Here is an 18701-nt window from a genome sequence, read left to right as displayed (position 1 = left end):
CAAAAAAGCAGACAATCCTCGTCCCCAAGGAGGAGTAATGAGCAGTAGCGTTTCAACGTCGTCCGGGCTTCGCGACAAGTCCGCCCATGTCGCCGAGATGGGTCGCGGATTGCGCGCGGCGCTGCCCGTCATGCTGGGTTTCGTGCCGTTCGCGCTGGTGCTCGGCGCGCAGGCCGCGCAAAAAGGGCTGAGCCTGTTCGAGGTCCCGATGATGACGGGCCTCAATTTCGGCGGCGGCTCCGAATTCGCCGCGATCCATCTGTGGACGTCGCCGCCGCACATCGCGCTGATCGTCGCGATGTCGTTTCTCGTGAATTCGCGCCATATCCTGATGGGCGCTGCGTTCGCGCCGTATATCCGGCGCCTGCCGCGCCGCCGCGCGTTCGCCGCGCTGTTCTTCATGTGCGACGAAAGCTGGGCGATGTCGCTCGCCGACGCGCGCTCTCGCTCGGCCACGCACATCAGCGTCCCGTATTACGCGGGCGTGTGCTCGGGGCTGTACCTGACGTGGATCTCGATGACGACGCTCGGCGCGGCGGTCGGCCCGACCATCGGCAACGTCGAGCAGTACGGCTTCGACATGGCGTTTACGGCCGTGTTTCTGGTGCTGCTGCGCGGGATGTGGAAGGGCATGCGCGCGAGCCGTCCGTGGTTCGTGAGCCTCGTCGTCGCAGCCGCCACGCACCTGGCCGTGCCCGGCGCGTGGTACGTCGCGGCCGGCGCATGCGCGGGGCTGATCGCCGCGCTGCTGTGGGAGCCGCGCGATGCTGCCTGATTTCGCGACGGTGGCGACCATCGTGCTGATGGCGTCGACGACCTACCTGTCGCGCGTGCTCGGCTACGTGCTGCTGCGCAACCGCACGCTGAGCCCGCGGATGGCCTCGGTGATGGAGAACGTGCCCGGTTGCGTGCTGATCTCGGTGATCGCGCCGGCCTTCGTGTCGACGCGCCCGGCCGACCTGCTCGCGCTCGCCGTCACGCTGGTCGCGGCCACACGCCTGTCGATCCTGCCGACCGTGATCGTCGGCGTCGTGTCGGCCGGGCTGCTGCGGCATCTGCTCGGGTAACGCGGTCCGGCCCGCCGCGCAGGCGGCACACATCGAACCCACGAACGGGCGCGTCATGCGCCCGTTTTCGCATGCGCGCGCAGGGCGCGGCACTGCACGGCACGACACGCATCACGACGCAATGCTAGCCTTCCGGGTGTACCCGCGATGCCTTTCCCCTCTCATTACCTACCTGCGAGGATCATCCCGATGCAAGAAACCCGCCCGCTGTTCGACCGCGTCCTGCTCACCAACGACGACGGATTCGACGCCCCCGGCCTTGAAGTGCTCGAACAGGTCGCCACGCAACTGGCGCGCGAAGTGTGGATCGTCGCACCGGCGGAAGACCAGAGCGGCACGTCGCATTCGCTGAGCCTGCACGAGCCGCTGCGCGTGCATCGCAAGGGCGAGCGCCGCTTCGCCGTGCGCGGCACGCCGGGCGATTGCGTCGCGATCGCGGTCAGCCACCTGATGAAGGACGCGCGGCCCGACTTCGTGCTGTCCGGCGTGAATCGCGGCGCGAACCTCGGTACCGAAACGGTGTTCTCCGGCACCGTCGGCGCGGCGATGACGAGCATGCTGGTCGGCGTGCCGGCGATCGCGCTGAGCCAGGCATTCAGCGATCGCAACGCGGTGCCGTGGAATACGGCGCGCACGCACGCGCCGGACGTGATTCGCCGGCTCGTCGCGGCCGGCTGGGACCGCGATGCGTGCCTCAACGTGAATTTCCCGCCGCGACCGGCCGACGACGTGCGCGGCCTGAAGGTGACGAACCAGGGCGCCGGCACGTTGCAGGGCGTCGACATCGTGTCGGGGCGCGATCCGCGCGACATCGAATACCACTGGCTGAAGCTGACGCGCGCACCGCGCGACGACGATGCGGATTCGGAAACGGTCGCGCTCGGCGAAGGCTACATCGCGGTCACGCCGCTGAAGTTCGAACGCACGCACGACCACGCGCTCGCGCGGCTGCGGGCGAACCTTGGCTGAACGGTGCGATCGCGCCGGCAAGCGTTGGCCGCCGGCGAACGACGGCGGATCGAGACCGCTCGGCGGCCTCGCCGCGCCGCCGGATCACGACGTTACCGCACCGCATCACGTCAGGTTCATTCCCCCGTCGAGCATCACGATCTCGCCTGTCACGTAGTCGGACGCGACGAGCATCGCGACCGTCTGCGCGACGTCGTCCGGCGTCGCCGCGCGGCGCATCGGCGCGCGCTCGCGCCAGAGCTGCTGCGCTTCGGTCCAGTCGGCCGTCAGCGGCGTATCGACGAGCCCCGGCGCCACCGCGTTGACGCGAATCGCCGGCGCGAGCGTGCGCGCGAGCAGGCGTGTCGTGTGATTGAGCGCTGCCTTCGCCGCCGCGTACGGAATCGACGCGCCCTTCGGCCGCACGCCCGCATGCGAGCTGACGTTGATCACGCACCCGGCGCGCCCGCTCGACGCCGCTTCGAGCAGCGCGGGCTGCGCCTCGGCGACGAGCCGGAACGGCGCGATCACGTTGATCTCGTGCATCTCGCGCCACACGTCGGGCGTCGCGGCGGCGAGATCGTCGTGCGGAATCACGCGGCTCGCGCCCGCATTGTTGACCAGCACGTCGAGCCGCCCGTGCACCGCGAGCGCATCGCGGATCAACCGCACGCGTTGCGCATCGTCGGCGAGATCGGCGTGCACGTAGCTCGCGCCGAGCTCGGCCGCCATCGCGCGACCGGTGTCGGCGGAGCTGCGCGAATGCAGGATCACCGCATAGCCATCCGCCGACAGCCGCCGTGCGATGGCCGCGCCGATCCCCGACGTCGATCCGGTGACGAGCGCGACAGGCCGATGCACGCGCGACGCGCGTGGCTCGGCGATGGTTTCGGTTTCAGGTTCCGTTTCGGAAATCGGGGCATTCATCGGCGGATGCGGCGCGTCCATGGCGTGGAATCCCGTGAGTAGCGTTCCTGCATCATAGGCGCGGCGGCGGCCGATGCGAATGTGTGCCGTTTACGGCCGTTTCGGCAGATCGACGAAATCCTCGAGTTCGCCGGCGATGTAAAGCCGTTTGCCGATTCTCGGGTATTCGCACACGTCGTGCTCGAGGCGCTGGCCGGCGATGAACAGTTGCAGCGGCACGTCGCCGGTATTCTGCAACGTGTGTGCATCGCCGCCGCGCGGAAAGCCGAGAAAATCGCCCGGCCCGATGTCGAAAGCGCGTTCACCGATCGTGGCCGTGCCGGTGCCGGACAGCACGTACACGCATTCTTCCTCGTACAGGTGACGGTGATATTCGGCCGATTCGTGACCGGGCATCAGCGTGAGCAGGTGAGCGCCGATTTGCGTGAGGCCGGTCAGGTCGCTGAGCTGCCTTTTGAGGCGAACGGCATTGGGATTCAGCGAATGCACCGCGCGCGTCGGTTCCATCTTCGCGATGTCGGCAGCTTTCAGCAGTTCCCGGGGAGGTGTCGTGGACATGGGGATCTCGTCAGCGTGATGCAGCGGTTGAACGTGCCGCCCGGGCCGGCGCGGCGCGCATGCCGCGTTATTGTCCGGCATTTTCACGTGGATGAGAAACGCGTATGCGCGCGTCGGCGCACGCCCGCATACCCGGCCTTAGCCACCACGAGACAGCTTCTTCCGCGGGTTGGCGACGCATGCGCGACGCAAGCGCCGCGCCAAGGTCGCGCACGTCGACGCCGCCGCTCAGCCCACGTGCGCGCCGCGCAGCTTCGTCAGCAACGCGACGAGACGATCGATGTGTTCGTCCTCCGTGCGCCACGACGACACGCTGATCCGGAACGCCGGCCGCCCCTGCCACACGGTCTGCCCGAACCACACATCGCCCGAATCCTGCGCGGCCTGAAGGATCGCGGTCGTCTCGTCGTCAGTGCCGGCGCGCACGAGCACCTGGTTCAGCACGACGCGGTTCAGCACGTCGTAGCCGGCCGCGCGCAGGCCGTCCGCGACGCGCGCGGCCTGCGCGCAATGCCGCTCGATCATCGTCGCCACGCCGGCGCGGCCGAGCGCACGCAGCGCGGCCCACACCGGAATGCCGCGCGCGCGCCGCGAGAATTCGAGGTTCAGGTTCTTCTGCGCGTCCTGCGCGCCGCTCAGGTAGACGGCGTCGCTGTTCATCGCGGTCGCGAGCGCGGCCGCGTCGCGGCAGATCACCATCGCGCCGTCGTACGGCGTGTTGAGCCACTTGTGGCCGTCGGTCGTCCAGCTGTCCGCGCCATCGATGCCGTTGGTCAGCGCACGCTTGGACGACGCGCGCGCCCACAACCCGAACGCGCCGTCCACGTGCACCCACGCACCGGCGGCCTTCGCGGGCGGGATCAGCGCCGCGAACGGATCGAATTCGCCGGTGTTCACTTCGCCGGCCTGCACGCAGAGGATCGTCATGTCGTCGAGCGGCGGCAACTGCGCGGGGTCGATGCGGCCATGCGTGTCGACCGGCGCGACGATGACGCGCTTCATCCCGAAGCCGAGCACGCGCAGCGCCTTCTTCACCGTGACGTGCACGAGCTCGGAGACCACCACCTTGACCTCGGGCGCACCGATCAGGCCGTCCTCGTCGACGTCCCAGCCCTTGCGCGCGAGCAGCGCACGCCGCGCGACGACCAGCGCGACGAGCGTGCAGGCCGTCGCGCTCGTGCCGAAGCCGACCGCGCTGCCCTCGGGCAGCCCGAGCACGTCGACGATCCAGCGCGCGGCCTGCCGCTCGATCGTCGCCGCCACCGGCGAATTGGCGAACGACGACGCGCACTGGTCCCACGCGAGCATCAGCCGCTCGGCCGCCGCCGCGGCCGGCAGCGTCGCGCCGATCACGAAGCCGAAGTAGTTCGGGCCGTTCGACGCGACGGTCGCGGGCGTGCCGCGCTCGTCGAGCAGGCGCAGCACGTCGTCGGCCGGACGGCCCGTGTCGGGCAGCGGCTCGTCGAAAGCCGCAAGACCGGCGAGCGCGGCCGCGTCGGGATACGCGCGCCGTTCGTTCGTCGCGGCGAGATACGCATGCGCGCGCCGGTCGGCGTCGGCCAGCAGGGCGAGTTCATCCATGTCGATTGCCTCGGTGAAGGTCAGAGTTGCAGGAGATCGCGGCCCAACTGATGCAGCGCATCGTCGATCCGCCTGTAGTACGTGAACTTGCCGACGCGCGTCGCCTGCACGAGCCCGGCATCCGCGAGGATGCGCATGTGTCGCGTGGTCGTGGCCGGCGCGATGCCGAGCTTCTCAGTGATGTAGGTGCAGCACACGCCGAGTTCGTCGAAGTCGCCGTGCGGCTGCGGCGGAAAATGCTCGCGCGGCTGCTTGAGCCAGCGCATCACGGCCAGACGACTTTCGTTGGCCAGTGCGCTGATGCGGGTGACGTCGTCCATGGGTTGCGGTTTCGTTTGACGTTTCGAATATTAGCTAAATGACGAAACGTGGACAACCGGTCCGCCGGGGCGATTTTTGCGTTCGTTGTCGTGCTGGCAGCGGCTTCTTCCGCCATCGCACCGCATCCGACGTCATCACGTCGCGGCCGGCATCGAGAGGCATCCGGCGCGACGCGATCCGGTTGCGATCATTCCGCTGCTGCCAGCGCTTGCGCCAGCCGCTCGATCAGCGCCCGCACGCGCCGCGGCTGCGCGGCGCCGCCCGGATAAACGATCTGCAGGTCGACTTCGCCCGGCGAGAAGTCGCGCAGGATCTCGACGAGCGCGCCGGACGCCAGATCCTGCTCGACGTCGAGCAGCGACTTCAGCGCGATCCCGTGCCCCGCGACGCACCACGCGCGCACGAGCGCACCGTCGTTGGCCACGCGCCGGCCGCGCACCATCACGCGCTTCAGTGCGTCGTCGATGCGGAACGGCCACTCGGCATACAGTTCCTGACCGAAACGCATCACGATGCAGTCGTGCGCGGCGAGTTCGTCCGGATGCCGCGGCGTGCCGTGCGCGGCGAGATAGGCGGGCGCGGCGCACACGACGCGGCGCGACCGGCCGAGCGAGCGGCTGCGCAGCGCGCTGTCCGCGAGCGTGCCGCGCCGGATCGCGAAATCGAGGCCCTGCCCGACGAGATCGACGTAGCCGTCGCCGAGATGCAGGTCGACCGTGACGCCCGGATGCTCGGCCAGGAACGCGTCGACGACGGGCACGACGCGCGCCTGCCCGAGGTCGGCCGGCGCGCTGAGCCGCACGGGCCCCGACAGCGTCTGCGCGCCGAGCCGCACGCGGCTTTCGAGCTCGTCCGCTTCGGCCAGCAGGCGCCGCGCGCCGGCGACCAGCGTGCGGCCCTCGTCGGTCAGGCTGATCGCGCGGGTCGTGCGCGTGAGCAGCGCCGCGCCGTAATGGCTCTCGAGCGCCGCCAGCCGTTCGGAGACCGTGGCCGGCGACAGGCCGACCTCGCGGCCGGCCGCGGCCAGCCCGCCCTTTTCCACGATGCGCAGGAACAGCGCGAGGTTATCGAGCAGCATTCTTCGCTTTCTCCGAATGATATTTTCGAAGTCTGCCCAATTATCCGGTTGAACCGCAAGCGCTAGAGTGAGGATCCACCTTGCCGGCGCCCACTCGCGCCGGCGTCCGATCCAGAGAGGGCACACGACATGGAATACCGCACGCTCGGCCGCTCCGGCCTCAAGGTTCCCGTGCTGAGCTTCGGCGCAGGCACGTTCGGCGGCACCGGCCCGTTGTTCGGCGCATGGGGCAACACGGGCGTCGACGAAGCGCGCCGCCTGATCGACATCTGCCTCGAAGCCGGCGTCAACCTGTTCGACACGGCCGACGTGTATTCCGACGGCGCCTCCGAGCGCGTGCTCGGCGCCGCGATCCACGGACGGCGCGACCAGGTGCTGATCTCGACGAAGACGGGCCTGCCGACCGGCGACGGGCCGAACGACGCCGGCACGTCGCGCGCGCGCCTGATCCGCGCGGTCGACGACGCGCTGCGCCGGCTCGGCACCGACTACATCGACCTGCTGCAGCTTCACGCGTTCGACGCGGCCACGCCGGTCGAGGAAGTGATGTCGACGCTGGACGACCTGATCCGCGCGGGCAAGCTGCGCTACATCGGCGTATCGAATTTCGCCGGCTGGCAGATCATGAAGTCGCTTGCGGCGGCCGACCGGCACGGCTGGTCGCGCTACGTCGCGAACCAGGTCTATTACTCGCTCGTCGGCCGCGACTACGAGTGGGACCTGATGCCGCTCGGCGCGGACCAGGGCCTCGGCGCGCTGGTGTGGAGCCCGCTCGGCTGGGGCCGGCTCACCGGCAAGATCCGCCGCAACGCGCCGCTGCCCGAAAGCAGCCGCCTGCACGACACGGCCGGCTTCGGGCCGCCGGTCGACGACGAACGGCTGTACGACGTGGTCGATGTGCTCGACGCGATCGCGGAGGAAACCGGCAAGACCGTCCCGCAGATCGCGCTGAACTGGCTGTTGCAACGGCCGACCGTGTCGTCGGTGATCGTCGGCGCGCGCAACGAGGAACAGTTGCGCCAGAACCTCGGCGCGGTCGGCTGGTCACTGACCGACGCGCAGATCGCGACGCTCGATGCGGCGAGTGCGGTCGAAGCGCCGTATCCGTATTTCCCGTATCGCCGGCAGGACGCGTTCGCGCGCGTCAATCCGCCGATGCGCGGATAAGCGCTACCGCGGGCCGTCGCGCTCCGACGCCATCGGAACGCGGCGCGACGGCCGTCACCGCGCGGCCAGCACGCGGTCGATCATCTCGCCGATCCGGCGCGCGAGCGCGTCCATCCGCTCGGCCGGCACGCCGCCGTAGCCGAGCACGAGCCCGTTGTAGCCGTGCGCGGTGCCCGGCACGCAGAATGTCGACAGCGGCCGCAGGATCAGCCCATGCGCCTGCGCGACGCGGCTCAGTTCCGTGTCGGCCACCGGCACGTCGAGCCGCGCGGACAGATGCATGCCGCCGGCGCCGCCCGACACCGTCAGCCGCGTGCTCAGCCGCCGCGCCAGCGCATCGTGCAATGCGTCGCGCCGCTCCGCATAGACGCGCCGCATGCGCCGCAGATGCCGCGTGAAATGCCCCGCGTCGATGAAATCCGCGAGCGCGCGCTGCTCGACCGCGCGGCCCTGCAGCATCAGCGCGCCCGCCGCGTCGCGCAGCGGCTGCGCGAGCGCGAGCGGCACGACCATGAAGCCGAGCCGCAACGCGGGAAACATCACCTTGCTGAAAGTGCCGAGATAGATCACGGGCGCATCGTCGGCGAGCCCCTGCACGGCCGCGTGCGGCGTGCCGTGGTGGCGGAACTCGCTGTCGTAGTCGTCCTCGACGATCCACGCGCCGGCCGCGCGCGCCTGTGCGACGAGCGCGAGCCGCCGTTCGAGGCTCATCACCGCGCCGAGCGGATACTGATGCGACGGCGTGATGTAGACGAGCTTCGGCGCACGATCACGCCAGTCGTCCGGATGCGGCGCGAGCCCCTGCGCATCGACGCCGATCGGTTCGACGCGCAGGTCGGCCGCGAGAAACGCGTTGCGCGCACCTTGATAGCCGGGGTTCTCGATCCACGCGACATCGCCCGCGTCCGCCAACGCGCGGGCGCACAGGTCGAGCGCGCCTTGCGTGCCGTCGGTGACGATCACCTGCGCGGCGTCGCAGCGCACGCCGCGCGACGCACGCAGATAGCCGGCGATCGCGTCCCGCAGCACCGCGTCGCCTTCGGCCGACTGGTAGCCGAGTTGCGCCGGCCCTGCGGTGCGCCATGCCCGTTCGATGCAGCGCCGCCACTGCGCGAGCGGGAATTCGTCGACGGCCGGCGCGCCCGGCATGAACGGCAGCGACTCGTCGAGGCCGCTCGTCGCGCGCTCGGCCCGCGCGACGCGCCGCGACAGCACCGCCGTATCGCCGGCGGGCGCCGCGGCGGCGACCCGCGACCCGCGCAGGCCCATCCGCGCGACCACGGTGCCCTGCCGCGAGCCGGTCACGAACCCTTCCGACGCGAGCCGCTCGTACGCGTACAGCACCGAGTTGCGCGCGATGCCGAGTTCGTCGGCGAGTGTGCGCGACGCAGCGAGCCGCGCGCCTTCGGCAATCCGGCCGCCCAGGATCGCATCGCGCAGGCATGCGTACAGCCGCTGCTGCTGCGACATCCGCGTGGCCGCGTGCGGCCCCGACTCGCGCTCGAAGGTCGACAGCAACACGGCGTAATCCATCGTGGCTCCAGAATGTGTAGATGTCATGGGTCTACACATGGTGCCACGAACTTTCTATCGTAACGATCTGCTCCCGTTGCCGGCCGCGCTGGCAACGCTTCATTCCAACATCATCGACGAGGTTCGCGACCATGAACGCTACCGACGCCGGCCTGACCGTACGCCCCGTGCGGGAAGACGATTTCGACAACTGGCTGCCGCTGTGGGACGGCTACAACCGCTTCTACGGCCGCTTCGGCGACACCGCGCTGCCGCGCGAGATCACGCAGCTCACGTGGTCGCGTTTCTTCGACGGCTACGAGCCCGTGCATGCGCGTGTCGCGGAACGCGACGGCCGGCTCGTCGGGCTCGTGCATTTCCTGTATCACCGCAGCACGACGCTGGCCGGACCGACCTGCTATCTGCAGGATCTCTTCACGCTCGACAGCGAACGCGGCAAGGGCGTGGGCCGCGCATTGATCGAAGCCGTGTACGACGCCGCGCACGCGCATCGCGCCGAACGCGTGTACTGGCAGACGCACGAAACGAATCACACGGCGATGCGGCTGTACGACTCGGTCGCGGAAAAGAGCGGATTCGTGATCTATCGGAAGGTCCTGCCGCGCTGATCGTGCGGCATGCGGCGCGGCCGCAACTGCGTCAATCCAGCGGCCGCGCCTTGATCCACAGGAACAGCGGCACGCGCGACCACTGCTTCAGCGTGTCCGTGTCGGCGCGGTCGGGCAGCGGTTCGCGCAGCGACACGATCGCGAAGCCGGCCGACTCCAGCGCATCCATGTAGGCCTGAAGCGGCAGCGACCAGCCCGCGAAGTGCATCGACAGCCCGTCGCGCGTTTCCACGCCTTCGAAATGCTCGCTGCCGAAATACGTGCCTTCCAGCACGAACGGCGCGTCGGGTTGCGGCCCCGCGAAACGGCCGCGATCGCGGAACGGATGCACGAGCGACACGAACAGCAGCCCGCCCGGCTTCAGCACGCGGCGCGCCTCGCGCAGCGCGGCGGCCATGTCGTCGAGGTCCATCAGCACGTTGTATGCCATCACGACGTCGAAGCTGGCCGGATCGAACGGCAGCGCTGCGGCGTCGGCGAGCGCGTAGCGGTGCGCGGAATCCGCGCGACGCGCGGCGTCGAGCATCGCGGGCACCGCGTCGCTCGCGGTCACGTCGTAGCCGAGCGCCTTCAGCTCGCGGCTCACGCGGCCCTCGCCGCAGCCGATCTCCAGTGCGCGGCCGGCCCCGCGGCCGAGGTAGGCGGCCAGCCCCTCGCGATACTTCCAGAACGCATCGTGGCCCGGCCTGCCGGCCCAGTCGATCCATTGGTCGGCGACGTGCGTCCAGTGCGCTGTGATGGCTTTCGTGTCGGTCATGTTCGATCTCGATCGGCGGGGTCGTTCCGGCCCACGTGCGCATGGTAAGCCGAAGTGGCGGAGCGCGTGAGCGGGGCTTGGCGCTGTCCGGGTCGCTGGCATCGCTGGCATCGCTGGAGCCGCTGGAGCCGCTGGCGTCGCCGGAGCCCACCTCGGCCGGTTTCCGTTTCCGGCCTCGGCGTCCTACAGTTAGGAGCAACATCATGCACCGCCACGTATCGGCCCCATCCGCCGATACGCACCCGATTCCGAAGGAAGTCCATGCCGAGCATCGTCGCCGGTCCCGCCCATCTCCCGCCGAGCCCCGTCGCCGCCGAAACGCGCATGGTGCACGACGTCGCCACGCTGCAGCCGGCCGACTATCGTTCGGCCGACGGCGCATCGTGGGTCATCGCCACCATCACGCCGGCCCCGGACAGCGGCGAAAACGTGACGGGCACCACCTACTTCGATACCGCGAAACAGCAGACCGTCGCGGTGCCCGATGCACGGCGGCGCTACGCGAACCGCGGCACCTGGCAGGTCGTCGCGAGTTCGAGCCCATCGGTGCCAGCCACCGGCCGTTACGACTGGCTGACGCTCGCGTGGCTGCCGATCAACCGGCGGCCGCTGCCGCAAACGGCCGAGCACCTGTATTCGCCGTTCATTCACGGCGGCACGATCGTCTACCGGTGGAATCCGGCCGCGCCAGGCGGCGAGCAGTTCGGCAACGTGCGGATGATTTTTCCGGAGTGGCAGCAGCAGGTGGCCGACGTGCTGCGGGCCGCGCCCGGCGACGACGCGCAAGCGGCGGCCGCGTCGTCGGCGTCGGCGCTCGATCGCGTGAAGCAGGACCGCAATCCGATGGCCGCCGTGCTCGACTTCGGCGCGGCGCTGCATGACGAACCGGCCGACCGGATCGCCGCGCGCCTGCCCGATTTGCTGCGTGAGAACGACCTCCACGAAGTGTCGGCGATCGTGTTCCAGTGCATCGCCGCATCGCGTGAAGCGGACCGGCCGCGCTTCGTCGAAGCGATCAACGGCTCGATCTTCGCGATCGACGACGGCGCGCGCCTGCTCGCGATCGCCTACGGCGCATTCGCGGCCGGCCGGGCAAAGCCGCATCCGTTCGGCGAGGCCGCGCAGGCCGCGCGCATCAACGACGTGTTCACCGCGTTGAAGCAGCGCACGTCGGCGCTCGGCGTGCCGGTCGCGCAAGGGTCGCCGTGGTACGAGTTCTTTACCGCGTATCGGCTGGGCGGTGCGGTATCCGGCCACGGACGGTAATCGCGCGTCAATCGCCGGCGCCGCGATAGCAACGGCCAATCTCCGGCACGCGTCATCGCTCACCGCGCCGCGGATCATTCATCGGCGCATCGGCGCCCCGGTGAACAAATGCCGAACCGATTCGCGATCTTTCCCGTCAATTCGACGAATTGAATCGAATTGCCCCATGCTAGATTCAGTTCCGGCTACCAAGCCTGTTCAAATAACCCCAATCAAAAGACCAAACCTTGACGTCCTCACCCGCCTAAAGGCAGGTGATTCCCACACCTGGCGATGCACGTCCGCATCGGAGAATGTTCAGCGCAGCGTTGATATCACGATCATGCTCGACACCACAGTCACTGCAGGCCCATTCTCTTACTCGCAGTCCCGCGATACCTTTCGGCCGCGTCGTGCTGTCTTTCGACCGGCACGCCGAACAGGACTGGGTGGAACCGCTTTCGTCGACTTCCTCGAACGTTGCCCCGTGCGCCATCGCCTTGTAACGGAGCTTTTCTCGGAAGGACGACCAGGATGCGTCGTAGACGCTTTTCGCCATCCTGGTTCTAGCGAGTTTGGCGGCCGACACGTTACCGACCGCCATGTAGTCAAAGCGTCGCACCAGATCGAGCGCGAGCTTGTGCTGAAAATCAGCACGGGCATTCGCGACCTTGGCGTGCAACTTCGCGATATGCCGCTTGTGCTTTCGCGCCCGTTGTGCTTTCGCCAGTTTCTCCGCCGCGCATCGGCCGAATCGGTCATTGGGCAGCTTCTCGCCGGTCGAAAGTGTGGCGAAGTCTTTCAGGCCGAGATCGATGCCAACACCGGAACGGACCGGGCGGGCCTGAACATCGGGCATCTCGATCACGATGTTGAGAAACCAGTTGCCGCGTGCATCCTGCGCAAAGTTGGTCCCGTCCTTGATCTTGCCTTCTGGAAGCGGTCGGCTGTTGAACACGCGGAAGGCATTGCCGGCAAAGCGGAACGCGTCACCCTCGCGCTTCAGGTCACGCCCCTTCAGCGGCACCCAGCCCAGCGATTTCCTGCCCCGATAGCGCAAGTAAGGTCGCCGGTGCTGACTGCGCGACTTCGCATATTGCTCGCACGTCGCGTTGATCGTGCCGGAGTGGATACCGAGTTCCTTGCTGCTGCCGGTCGTCAGCACGTTCAGATCAAAGCCGGTCGGCCACTTTTTGCTCCACTTGAGCGCGTGCTTCTGCGTGTCATTGCAGAAGTTCCAGACGTAGTTCACCGCACGGCTCTGCTTGTTGAGCAGTCCGTTGAGCGACTTCACGCGGTAGCGGTAGACAAGAATCATGCCGGTGATCCTAACCCGTGGAAGAAGCTGCCTGTCAACAGCACTCCTTTCCTTCCCGCCATCCGCCCCGAAGGAAGTCCCCTTGGGGGAAATGGCGGGGTTTCTCGGAGCAAATTCTGATGAAATCTCTTTTCCGTCATGCCGCTCTGGCACTGGTGACCATCGGCTTCCTGTCGGGCTGCGCAAGCAGCGTGACACGCGATACGAGCAATTCGGCGGGGGCGCCCGTGACCGCATCGACCGCCCACTTCGGCACGAAACCCGTGATCGTGAAGGTCACGCTCGACGATACCGCGCGGGAAGAGTTGAAAGACAACCTGAAGTTCGACGCGAAGAAACTGCAGGAGAAAATCGAAAGCGCACTGGACGCACGCAAACTGCTCGCCAAAGCAGATTCCACCGATGCGATGCACCTGAATGTCGAAGTCACCGGCATTCGCGTGCGGTCGAGCTTTTCCGCGGTCATGTTCGGCTTCATGGCGGGCAACGATCATGTCAACGGCACCGTGACGCTCGTCGATGCCGACAATCATCCGGTCGACCGCTTCAAGGTGTCGGCGTCGTACGCGCTCGGCGGCATCGCCGGCATCGACAGCATGCGCATGGACTGGCTGTACGAGAAATTCACCGAGCAGACGCTCGCAACGCTCGATCCGGCAACGGCTGCGAAGCAGGCTGCCACGGCACCGGACACGTCGAAGAAGCTGTAAGGTCCGACGCCCGGCGGAACGCCCAATCACGGCCCGCCGGGCGGCGGTCGCCGTGCGCATCGTCGGGCGACGCTGCCGGTTCGTCGCCCGACGCACTTCACCAGGCATCACGAAAGAAATCGCCGCCGGGTGAGGCGTGCCCGTCCGAGGAATCCGGATCGTCGAAGGTGACACGCGCCGTCACGGCCGCCGCGGGAACCCCGCGCACGATGTCGGGTCGAAATGCGACATGCCATTCGACCGTGCCGTTTTCACCGGCCGCCCCTCCATCCTCATCGTCTCGCTTCCATGTTGAGCATCGGTCCCTTCTCGATCCGCGTCATCGCTGTAGCCGTCGCCGCGCTGATCGCATGGCTCGTCGCCCGTTTCATGCAGCGCCGCCCGCCGGACGGTCAGCACAAGAGCGCCGCGAGCCTGATCCTCGACACGCTGCTGCTCGGCCTGATCGCAGCGCGTGTCGGTTACGTCGGTCAATGGTGGTCCGAGTATTCAGCCGCCCCGCGCTCGATCGTCGCGCTCGGCGACGGCGGCTTCGACTGGCGCATCGGCGTCGCCGCCGCGCTCGTGTTCGCCGGCTGGCGACTGCGCCGCCTGCCCGCGCTGCGTCGCCCGGTGATGGCCGGCATGCTCGCGGGGCTCGCCGCATGGGGCATCGCGCAAGGCACGCTCGCGACGTTGCAGCGCAGTGCGCCGCCGCTTGCCGCGCTGCGGCTCGAAGCGCTCGACGCGACGCCCGTCGCGCCACAGCGCTTTGCCGGCAAACCCGTCGTCGTCAATCTGTGGGCCACCTGGTGCCCGCCGTGCCAGCGCGAAATGCCGATCTTCGCACAGGCGCAGGAGGATCATCCGGACATCACGGTGCTGATGGTCAACCAGGGCGAAGACGCGCAGACCGTGCGCGCGTTCCTCGAACGGAAGGGGTTGCGGTTCGATCACGTGCTGCTCGATCGCACGCTGCATACGATGAAGGCCTACGGTTCGCGCGGGCTGCCGACGACGCTGTTCTTCGACGCGAACGGCAATCTCGTCGAATCGCACATGGGCGAGATCACCGCCGCGCGGCTGAAGGACACCGTGAGCGCGGGCTTGCATCCCTGACCGCCGCACTTGGCGCACGAGTGCGAATGCACGTCGCACGACGCGAATGACATCCTCGTGCGACTTGCGGCCGACGTGCCGAAGCGTTCGACCGACACGGTTTCTGACACATCTGCAACGAATGGATGATTCGGCCAGCCAGCGCGGTTCCCCCGAAATCAACGGGGCGGCGGGCAAGCAAGGCATCGGCCGACGACCCGCGCCAATGAAAGCGCACCTGATCAGCATCTGACAGCGGCCAACCTCGGCTAGAGTGGTTGCACGTTGTCGCGTGGAAGATCAGTCGCGGCAATCAGCATCACCCCCTTTCAGTACTTCGTGTCGGATGAAACGCTCGTATTAGAAGCGTAGACGACACCGATCTTCATCGGACGGGTCTTACATCGAGCCCGCTCTCCCCTCGCCCCTACCCCGACGTTTCGTTGTTTCACCGCGCAGGCACGCGCAACGAAATAGTACTTGTCCTATCTGTTTTCTTCGGCGGACGACACGTTGTCTGATGGTTCCGAGATGGCCCCCCCCATAAACTCGGTTTCTTCCTTGCCAACTGTCATTTTTAAATATCGATGTCAGATCTGGTTCACCCCGATACGCCAGCGATCAGTCCATGCCGCAACACCGGATTGACCGTGCGTCAAGCTGAATGAACATAGGTATGAAACGCAAGCAGGAAAAAGGTAGCGCAACAAGAGCCATATGCGCCGTCGATGTCCTCCTTATCATCGTCATCGCGGGCATCACGCACCCAGGTTCGATGTGGAATCTCGCCGCAGTCCGAACCGAATGGATCCTGATCGGCGCCAGCGCGCTGCTCGCGGCGTTCGTGTTGCGGCTGGCCGACATCGGCCTCGACGGCCGGACGCGTCCGGCCACGCGTTACGCTCTGCGCACACTCGCGCTTTGGTTTGTCGTTCAAGGCTTCGTTCTACTGACGATGATCGCGCTGACGTCCGTCACGATGACGTTGCTGGTCTGGCTTTTCTGCTGGACGCTCGGCGTCGCGATCGCGCTCGCCGTGTTCCGGCTCGGGCTGAGCGTCGCACGCCACCGTAGCCTCCATGTGCCGTGCACGCCATCCCGCGTCGCGATCGTCGGCGGCGGTGAATGGCTCGAACGCCTCGCCGATTCGATCGACACGGCCGGCGCGTCGCGCTACCGGTTCGTCGGCGCGTATCGCACCACCGAGCACGCGGCCCCGTTCGGCGAAGGCGCTTTCGTCGCCACCGATCTTGCGTCGTTCGCCGCCCTTGCCCGCACCGAACGCGTGGACGAAATCTGGATCGCGCTGCCGCTCGACGACGACGCCACGATCACCCGCGTGATCGACGAATTCCGCCACGATTTCGTCGAACTGCGCCTGATGCCGGACGTCAGCAAGCATGCGCTGTTCGGCAGCCGTGTCGAGGACATCCTCGGCGAACCGGCGATCTCGCTGGCCGCACCGCCGCTGTCGCGCGGTGCACGGTTCGCGAAGGCTATCTTCGACCGTGCGTTCGCGGCCGTCGTGCTGGTCGGGCTGATGCCGCTGCTGCTCGTCGTCGCCGCGGTCATCAAGCTGACGTCGCCGGGGCCCGTGCTGTTCACGCAGAAGCGGCGCGGCGCCGATGGCCAGACCTTCGACATCTACAAGTTCCGCACGATGCGCGTGCATGCCGAACCAGCCGGCACGGTCGCGCAAGCCACGCGCAACGACCCGCGCGTGACGAAGGTCGGCGCGTTCCTGCGGCGCACGAGCCTCGACGAGCTGCCGCAATTCGTCAACGTGCTGTTCGGCGACATGTCGGTGGTCGGTCCGCGCCCGCATGCGGTGGAGCACGACGCGCAGTACCGCACGCTCGTCGACGGCTACATCCACCGATACCGGATCAAGCCCGGCATCACCGGCTGGGCGCAAGTCAACGGGCTGCGCGGCGCGACCGAACAACTCGAAAGCATGCAGTCCCGCGTCGAGTACGACCTCTACTACCTGCGCAACTGGTCGTTCGCGCTCGATCTGCGAATCATCGGTGCGACGGTGTTGCACGGATTCGGTCATCAGAACGCGTACTGAGTGCCGCATACAGATCGTCCACCCGCTTCACACGTCCGAATAGGCTCCATCTTGAAGTTATCTCTGTTCCGATCCTTCGGCGGTCGCCGCCATCGCACGTCCGCGAACGCCCCATCGCCTGCGCGTGGCACCGTGCGCGCTTGCGTCGGCGTGCTTTGCTGCGCGGTGTTGTCGGGCTGTGCGCTCGCGCCCGGGATGAAGATGCCTGCCACGACCGGCCTGCCTGGTTCGAACGGCAACGCGCCGGCACCTGCCGCGACGCCGCCGGTACCGATCGCCGAAATCGACGCGACGCTGATCCGCCAGTTGAAGGCCGACGCGCACGCGGCGGCCGAGAACCAGGTCGATGCGCTGCTCGGCCGCCCCGCCGCCTATACGCTCGGCGCGGGCGACGTGCTGCAGGTGACCGTCTGGGACCACCCGGAGCTGACCATCGCGCAGGGGCCGTTGCAGCAGACCAACGTGCGGCCGTCCGATCCACCGCAAGGGTTCGTGATCGACGACGCGGGCAACGTGCAGGTGCCCTATGCCGGCAACGTGCCGGTCGCGGGCCTGACCGTCGACGGCGCACGCCGCGCGATCTCGGCCGCGCTCGCGCACTACTTCGTCGCGCCGAAGGTCACGGTGCGCGTCGCATCGTTCCGCGCGAAGCATGTGCATGTCGACGGCGAGGTGCGCACGCCCGGCACGGTTCCGGTCAACGACGTGCCGATGACGCTGTACGAAGCGGTCGGCCGCGCGGGCGGCTTCCTGCCGGCGGCCGATCAGAGCCGCCTCGTGCTGGTGCGCGGCGGCGTCTCGTATCCGCTCGACCTGCCCGGCATGCTGGCGCGCGGCACGAATCCCACCGGCCTGCTGCTGCGCGACGGCGATCTGTTGCGCGTACTGCCGCGCGAGGAGAACGGCGTCTACGTGATGGGCGAAGTGGCCCGTCCGGTCACCGCGCTGCCGTTGCGCACCGGCCGGCTGACGCTGAGCGACGCGCTGTCGCAGGCAGGCAGCTTCAACAGCGCGAGCGCCGACGCCGCGCAGCTCTATGTGATCCGCGGTGCGTCGAGCGATGCGCCGCGCGTGTTCCACCTCGACGCGCGCTCGCCCGTCGCGATGGTGCTCGCCAATCAGTTCGACCTTCAGCCGAAGGATGTCGTCTACGTGGACAGCAACAGCCTCGTCCGGTTCAGCCGCGTGCTGAATCTGTTGTTGCCGGCGATCAATGCCGGGTTGACGGGCGCGATCGTCACGAAATGACCGAAAGCCATCGATACGGCATTCACAACAGAAAAGCCGGAGGAAAAATGATTCGAACCATTCTCGTCGTGTGCACCGGAAACATCTGCCGCAGCCCTATCGGCGAGGGGCTGCTGCGGTCGCGACTGCCGGGTATCGAGGTGGTCTCCGCCGGCACGTCGGCACTCGTCGGGGCCCCGGCGCACGCGCTCGCGTCATCCGTGTCGGCCGAAGCCGGGATCGACATTTCCGCGCATCGCGCGCAGCAGCTCACCGCGGCACTGGTACGTCATGCGGACATCGTGCTGACCATGGAAGCCGGCCAGCAGCGCGAGATCGTCGAGCGCCATCCATTTTCGCTGGGGCGCGTGTTCCAGCTCGACGGACGGAACGGCATCGATGTGCCCGATCCGTACCTGAAGCCCATCGATGCGTTCAGGCATGCCTATTCCCTGATCGACCGAGGCGTGAACGCGTGGGTGCCGAAGATCCAGGCACTGAGATGAGC

19 protein-coding genes are annotated in these 18701 nt (G+C 67.8%); 11 read left to right on the top strand and 8 right to left on the bottom strand.

Features of this window, described 5'->3' with window-relative positions:
• Nucleotides 1-37: 37 nt before the first annotated feature.
• The 3 genes from SB771_RS25850 (at nt 38) to surE (ending at nt 2036) form a co-directional block, all read left to right on the top strand.
• Nucleotides 38-775 carry an AzlC family ABC transporter permease gene (locus SB771_RS25850; protein WP_175659824.1) on the top strand — a complete coding sequence of 246 codons (738 nt, stop codon included), beginning with the start codon at nt 38-40 and terminating at the stop codon, nt 773-775.
• The gene (locus SB771_RS25845) at nt 765-1067 is read left to right on the top strand and encodes an AzlD family protein (RefSeq protein WP_006749368.1); all 303 of its coding nucleotides are present in this window, start codon (nt 765-767) and stop codon (nt 1065-1067) included. Before SB771_RS25850 ends, SB771_RS25845 begins: the two co-directional genes overlap by 11 nt.
• A gap of 189 nt (nt 1068-1256) precedes the next feature.
• On the top strand, nt 1257-2036 hold the full coding sequence (gene surE / locus SB771_RS25840) for a 5'/3'-nucleotidase SurE (RefSeq protein WP_175656887.1): 780 nt from the start codon (nt 1257-1259) through the stop codon (nt 2034-2036).
• A 105-nt stretch (nt 2037-2141) separates the two neighbouring features.
• On the opposite strand, the gene SB771_RS25835 is transcribed toward surE, so the two are convergent.
• The 5 genes from SB771_RS25835 to SB771_RS25815 form a co-directional block, all read right to left on the bottom strand.
• Nucleotides 2142-2963 (bottom strand): SDR family NAD(P)-dependent oxidoreductase, encoded by an 822-nt coding sequence (locus tag SB771_RS25835; RefSeq protein ID WP_175659826.1) that lies wholly within the window; start codon nt 2961-2963, stop codon nt 2142-2144.
• A 69-nt stretch (nt 2964-3032) separates the two neighbouring features.
• Nucleotides 3033-3500, bottom strand: a complete 468-nt coding sequence (locus SB771_RS25830) for a cupin domain-containing protein (protein WP_011660063.1) — start codon at nt 3498-3500, stop codon at nt 3033-3035.
• Nucleotides 3501-3728: 228 nt separating this feature from the next.
• Nucleotides 3729-5081 (bottom strand): pyridoxal phosphate-dependent decarboxylase family protein, encoded by a 1353-nt coding sequence (locus SB771_RS25825; RefSeq protein ID WP_175659827.1) that lies wholly within the window; start codon nt 5079-5081, stop codon nt 3729-3731.
• A 20-nt stretch (nt 5082-5101) separates the two neighbouring features.
• Nucleotides 5102-5401, bottom strand: a complete 300-nt coding sequence (locus tag SB771_RS25820) for an ArsR/SmtB family transcription factor (protein ID WP_012365181.1) — start codon at nt 5399-5401, stop codon at nt 5102-5104.
• Nucleotides 5402-5589: 188 nt separating this feature from the next.
• Entirely contained in the window at nt 5590-6480 is an 891-nt protein-coding gene (locus tag SB771_RS25815) for a LysR family transcriptional regulator (RefSeq protein WP_126226425.1), read from the bottom strand.
• A 129-nt stretch (nt 6481-6609) separates the two neighbouring features.
• Here SB771_RS25815 and SB771_RS25810 point away from each other — a divergent pair, with 129 nt between their 5' ends.
• On the top strand, nt 6610-7647 hold the full coding sequence (locus tag SB771_RS25810; RefSeq protein ID WP_175659828.1) for an aldo/keto reductase: 1038 nt from the start codon (nt 6610-6612) through the stop codon (nt 7645-7647).
• Between the two features lie 54 nt (nt 7648-7701).
• Here SB771_RS25810 and SB771_RS25805 read toward each other — a convergent pair whose 3' ends face one another.
• Nucleotides 7702-9180 carry a PLP-dependent aminotransferase family protein gene (locus SB771_RS25805; protein ID WP_175659829.1) on the bottom strand — a complete coding sequence of 493 codons (1479 nt, stop codon included), beginning with the start codon at nt 9178-9180 and terminating at the stop codon, nt 7702-7704.
• Nucleotides 9181-9311: 131 nt separating this feature from the next.
• On the opposite strand from SB771_RS25805, the gene SB771_RS25800 reads away from it, so the two are divergent.
• Nucleotides 9312-9788, top strand: coding sequence for a GNAT family N-acetyltransferase (locus SB771_RS25800; RefSeq protein ID WP_175659830.1), 477 nt, complete (start codon nt 9312-9314; stop codon nt 9786-9788).
• 31 nt (nt 9789-9819) lie between these two features.
• Here the strand turns inward: SB771_RS25800 and SB771_RS25795 are convergent, their stop codons facing one another.
• Nucleotides 9820-10545 (bottom strand): class I SAM-dependent methyltransferase, encoded by a 726-nt coding sequence (locus SB771_RS25795; protein WP_165752365.1) that lies wholly within the window; start codon nt 10543-10545, stop codon nt 9820-9822.
• A gap of 261 nt (nt 10546-10806) precedes the next feature.
• On the opposite strand from SB771_RS25795, the gene SB771_RS25790 reads away from it, so the two are divergent.
• Nucleotides 10807-11811: a hypothetical protein gene (locus SB771_RS25790; protein ID WP_175659831.1), complete on the top strand. Its 1005-nt coding sequence runs from the start codon at nt 10807-10809 to the stop codon at nt 11809-11811.
• Nucleotides 11812-12055: 244 nt separating this feature from the next.
• Here SB771_RS25790 and SB771_RS25785 read toward each other — a convergent pair whose 3' ends face one another.
• On the bottom strand, nt 12056-13108 hold the full coding sequence (locus SB771_RS25785) for an RNA-guided endonuclease InsQ/TnpB family protein (RefSeq protein WP_175659832.1): 1053 nt from the start codon (nt 13106-13108) through the stop codon (nt 12056-12058).
• A 119-nt stretch (nt 13109-13227) separates the two neighbouring features.
• Between SB771_RS25785 and SB771_RS25780 the strand changes: the two genes are divergently transcribed.
• The 5 genes from SB771_RS25780 to SB771_RS25760 all read left to right on the top strand — a co-directional run bounded on the left by SB771_RS25780 (nt 13228) and on the right by SB771_RS25760 (nt 18699).
• Nucleotides 13228-13818: a DUF4410 domain-containing protein gene (locus tag SB771_RS25780; protein WP_175660142.1), complete on the top strand. Its 591-nt coding sequence runs from the start codon at nt 13228-13230 to the stop codon at nt 13816-13818.
• A gap of 288 nt (nt 13819-14106) precedes the next feature.
• Nucleotides 14107-14916, top strand: a complete 810-nt coding sequence (locus SB771_RS25775) for a TlpA family protein disulfide reductase (protein WP_175659833.1) — start codon at nt 14107-14109, stop codon at nt 14914-14916.
• A 643-nt stretch (nt 14917-15559) separates the two neighbouring features.
• Nucleotides 15560-16966 (top strand): undecaprenyl-phosphate glucose phosphotransferase, encoded by a 1407-nt coding sequence (locus SB771_RS25770; RefSeq protein WP_279607306.1) that lies wholly within the window; start codon nt 15560-15562, stop codon nt 16964-16966.
• Between the two features lie 195 nt (nt 16967-17161).
• Complete coding sequence (locus tag SB771_RS25765) at nt 17162-18214, top strand: polysaccharide biosynthesis/export family protein (RefSeq protein WP_175659835.1); 1053 nt, start codon at nt 17162-17164, stop codon at nt 18212-18214.
• A gap of 47 nt (nt 18215-18261) precedes the next feature.
• Nucleotides 18262-18699 (top strand): low molecular weight protein-tyrosine-phosphatase, encoded by a 438-nt coding sequence (locus SB771_RS25760; protein WP_105833646.1) that lies wholly within the window; start codon nt 18262-18264, stop codon nt 18697-18699.
• The last annotated feature ends 2 nt before the right edge of the window (nt 18700-18701 follow it).

This window comes from Burkholderia sp. SIMBA_051 (assembly GCF_046534915.1).
GTDB lineage: Bacteria > Pseudomonadota > Gammaproteobacteria > Burkholderiales > Burkholderiaceae > Burkholderia > Burkholderia ambifaria.
This window is presented reverse-complemented; position numbering and strand designations above follow the sequence as displayed.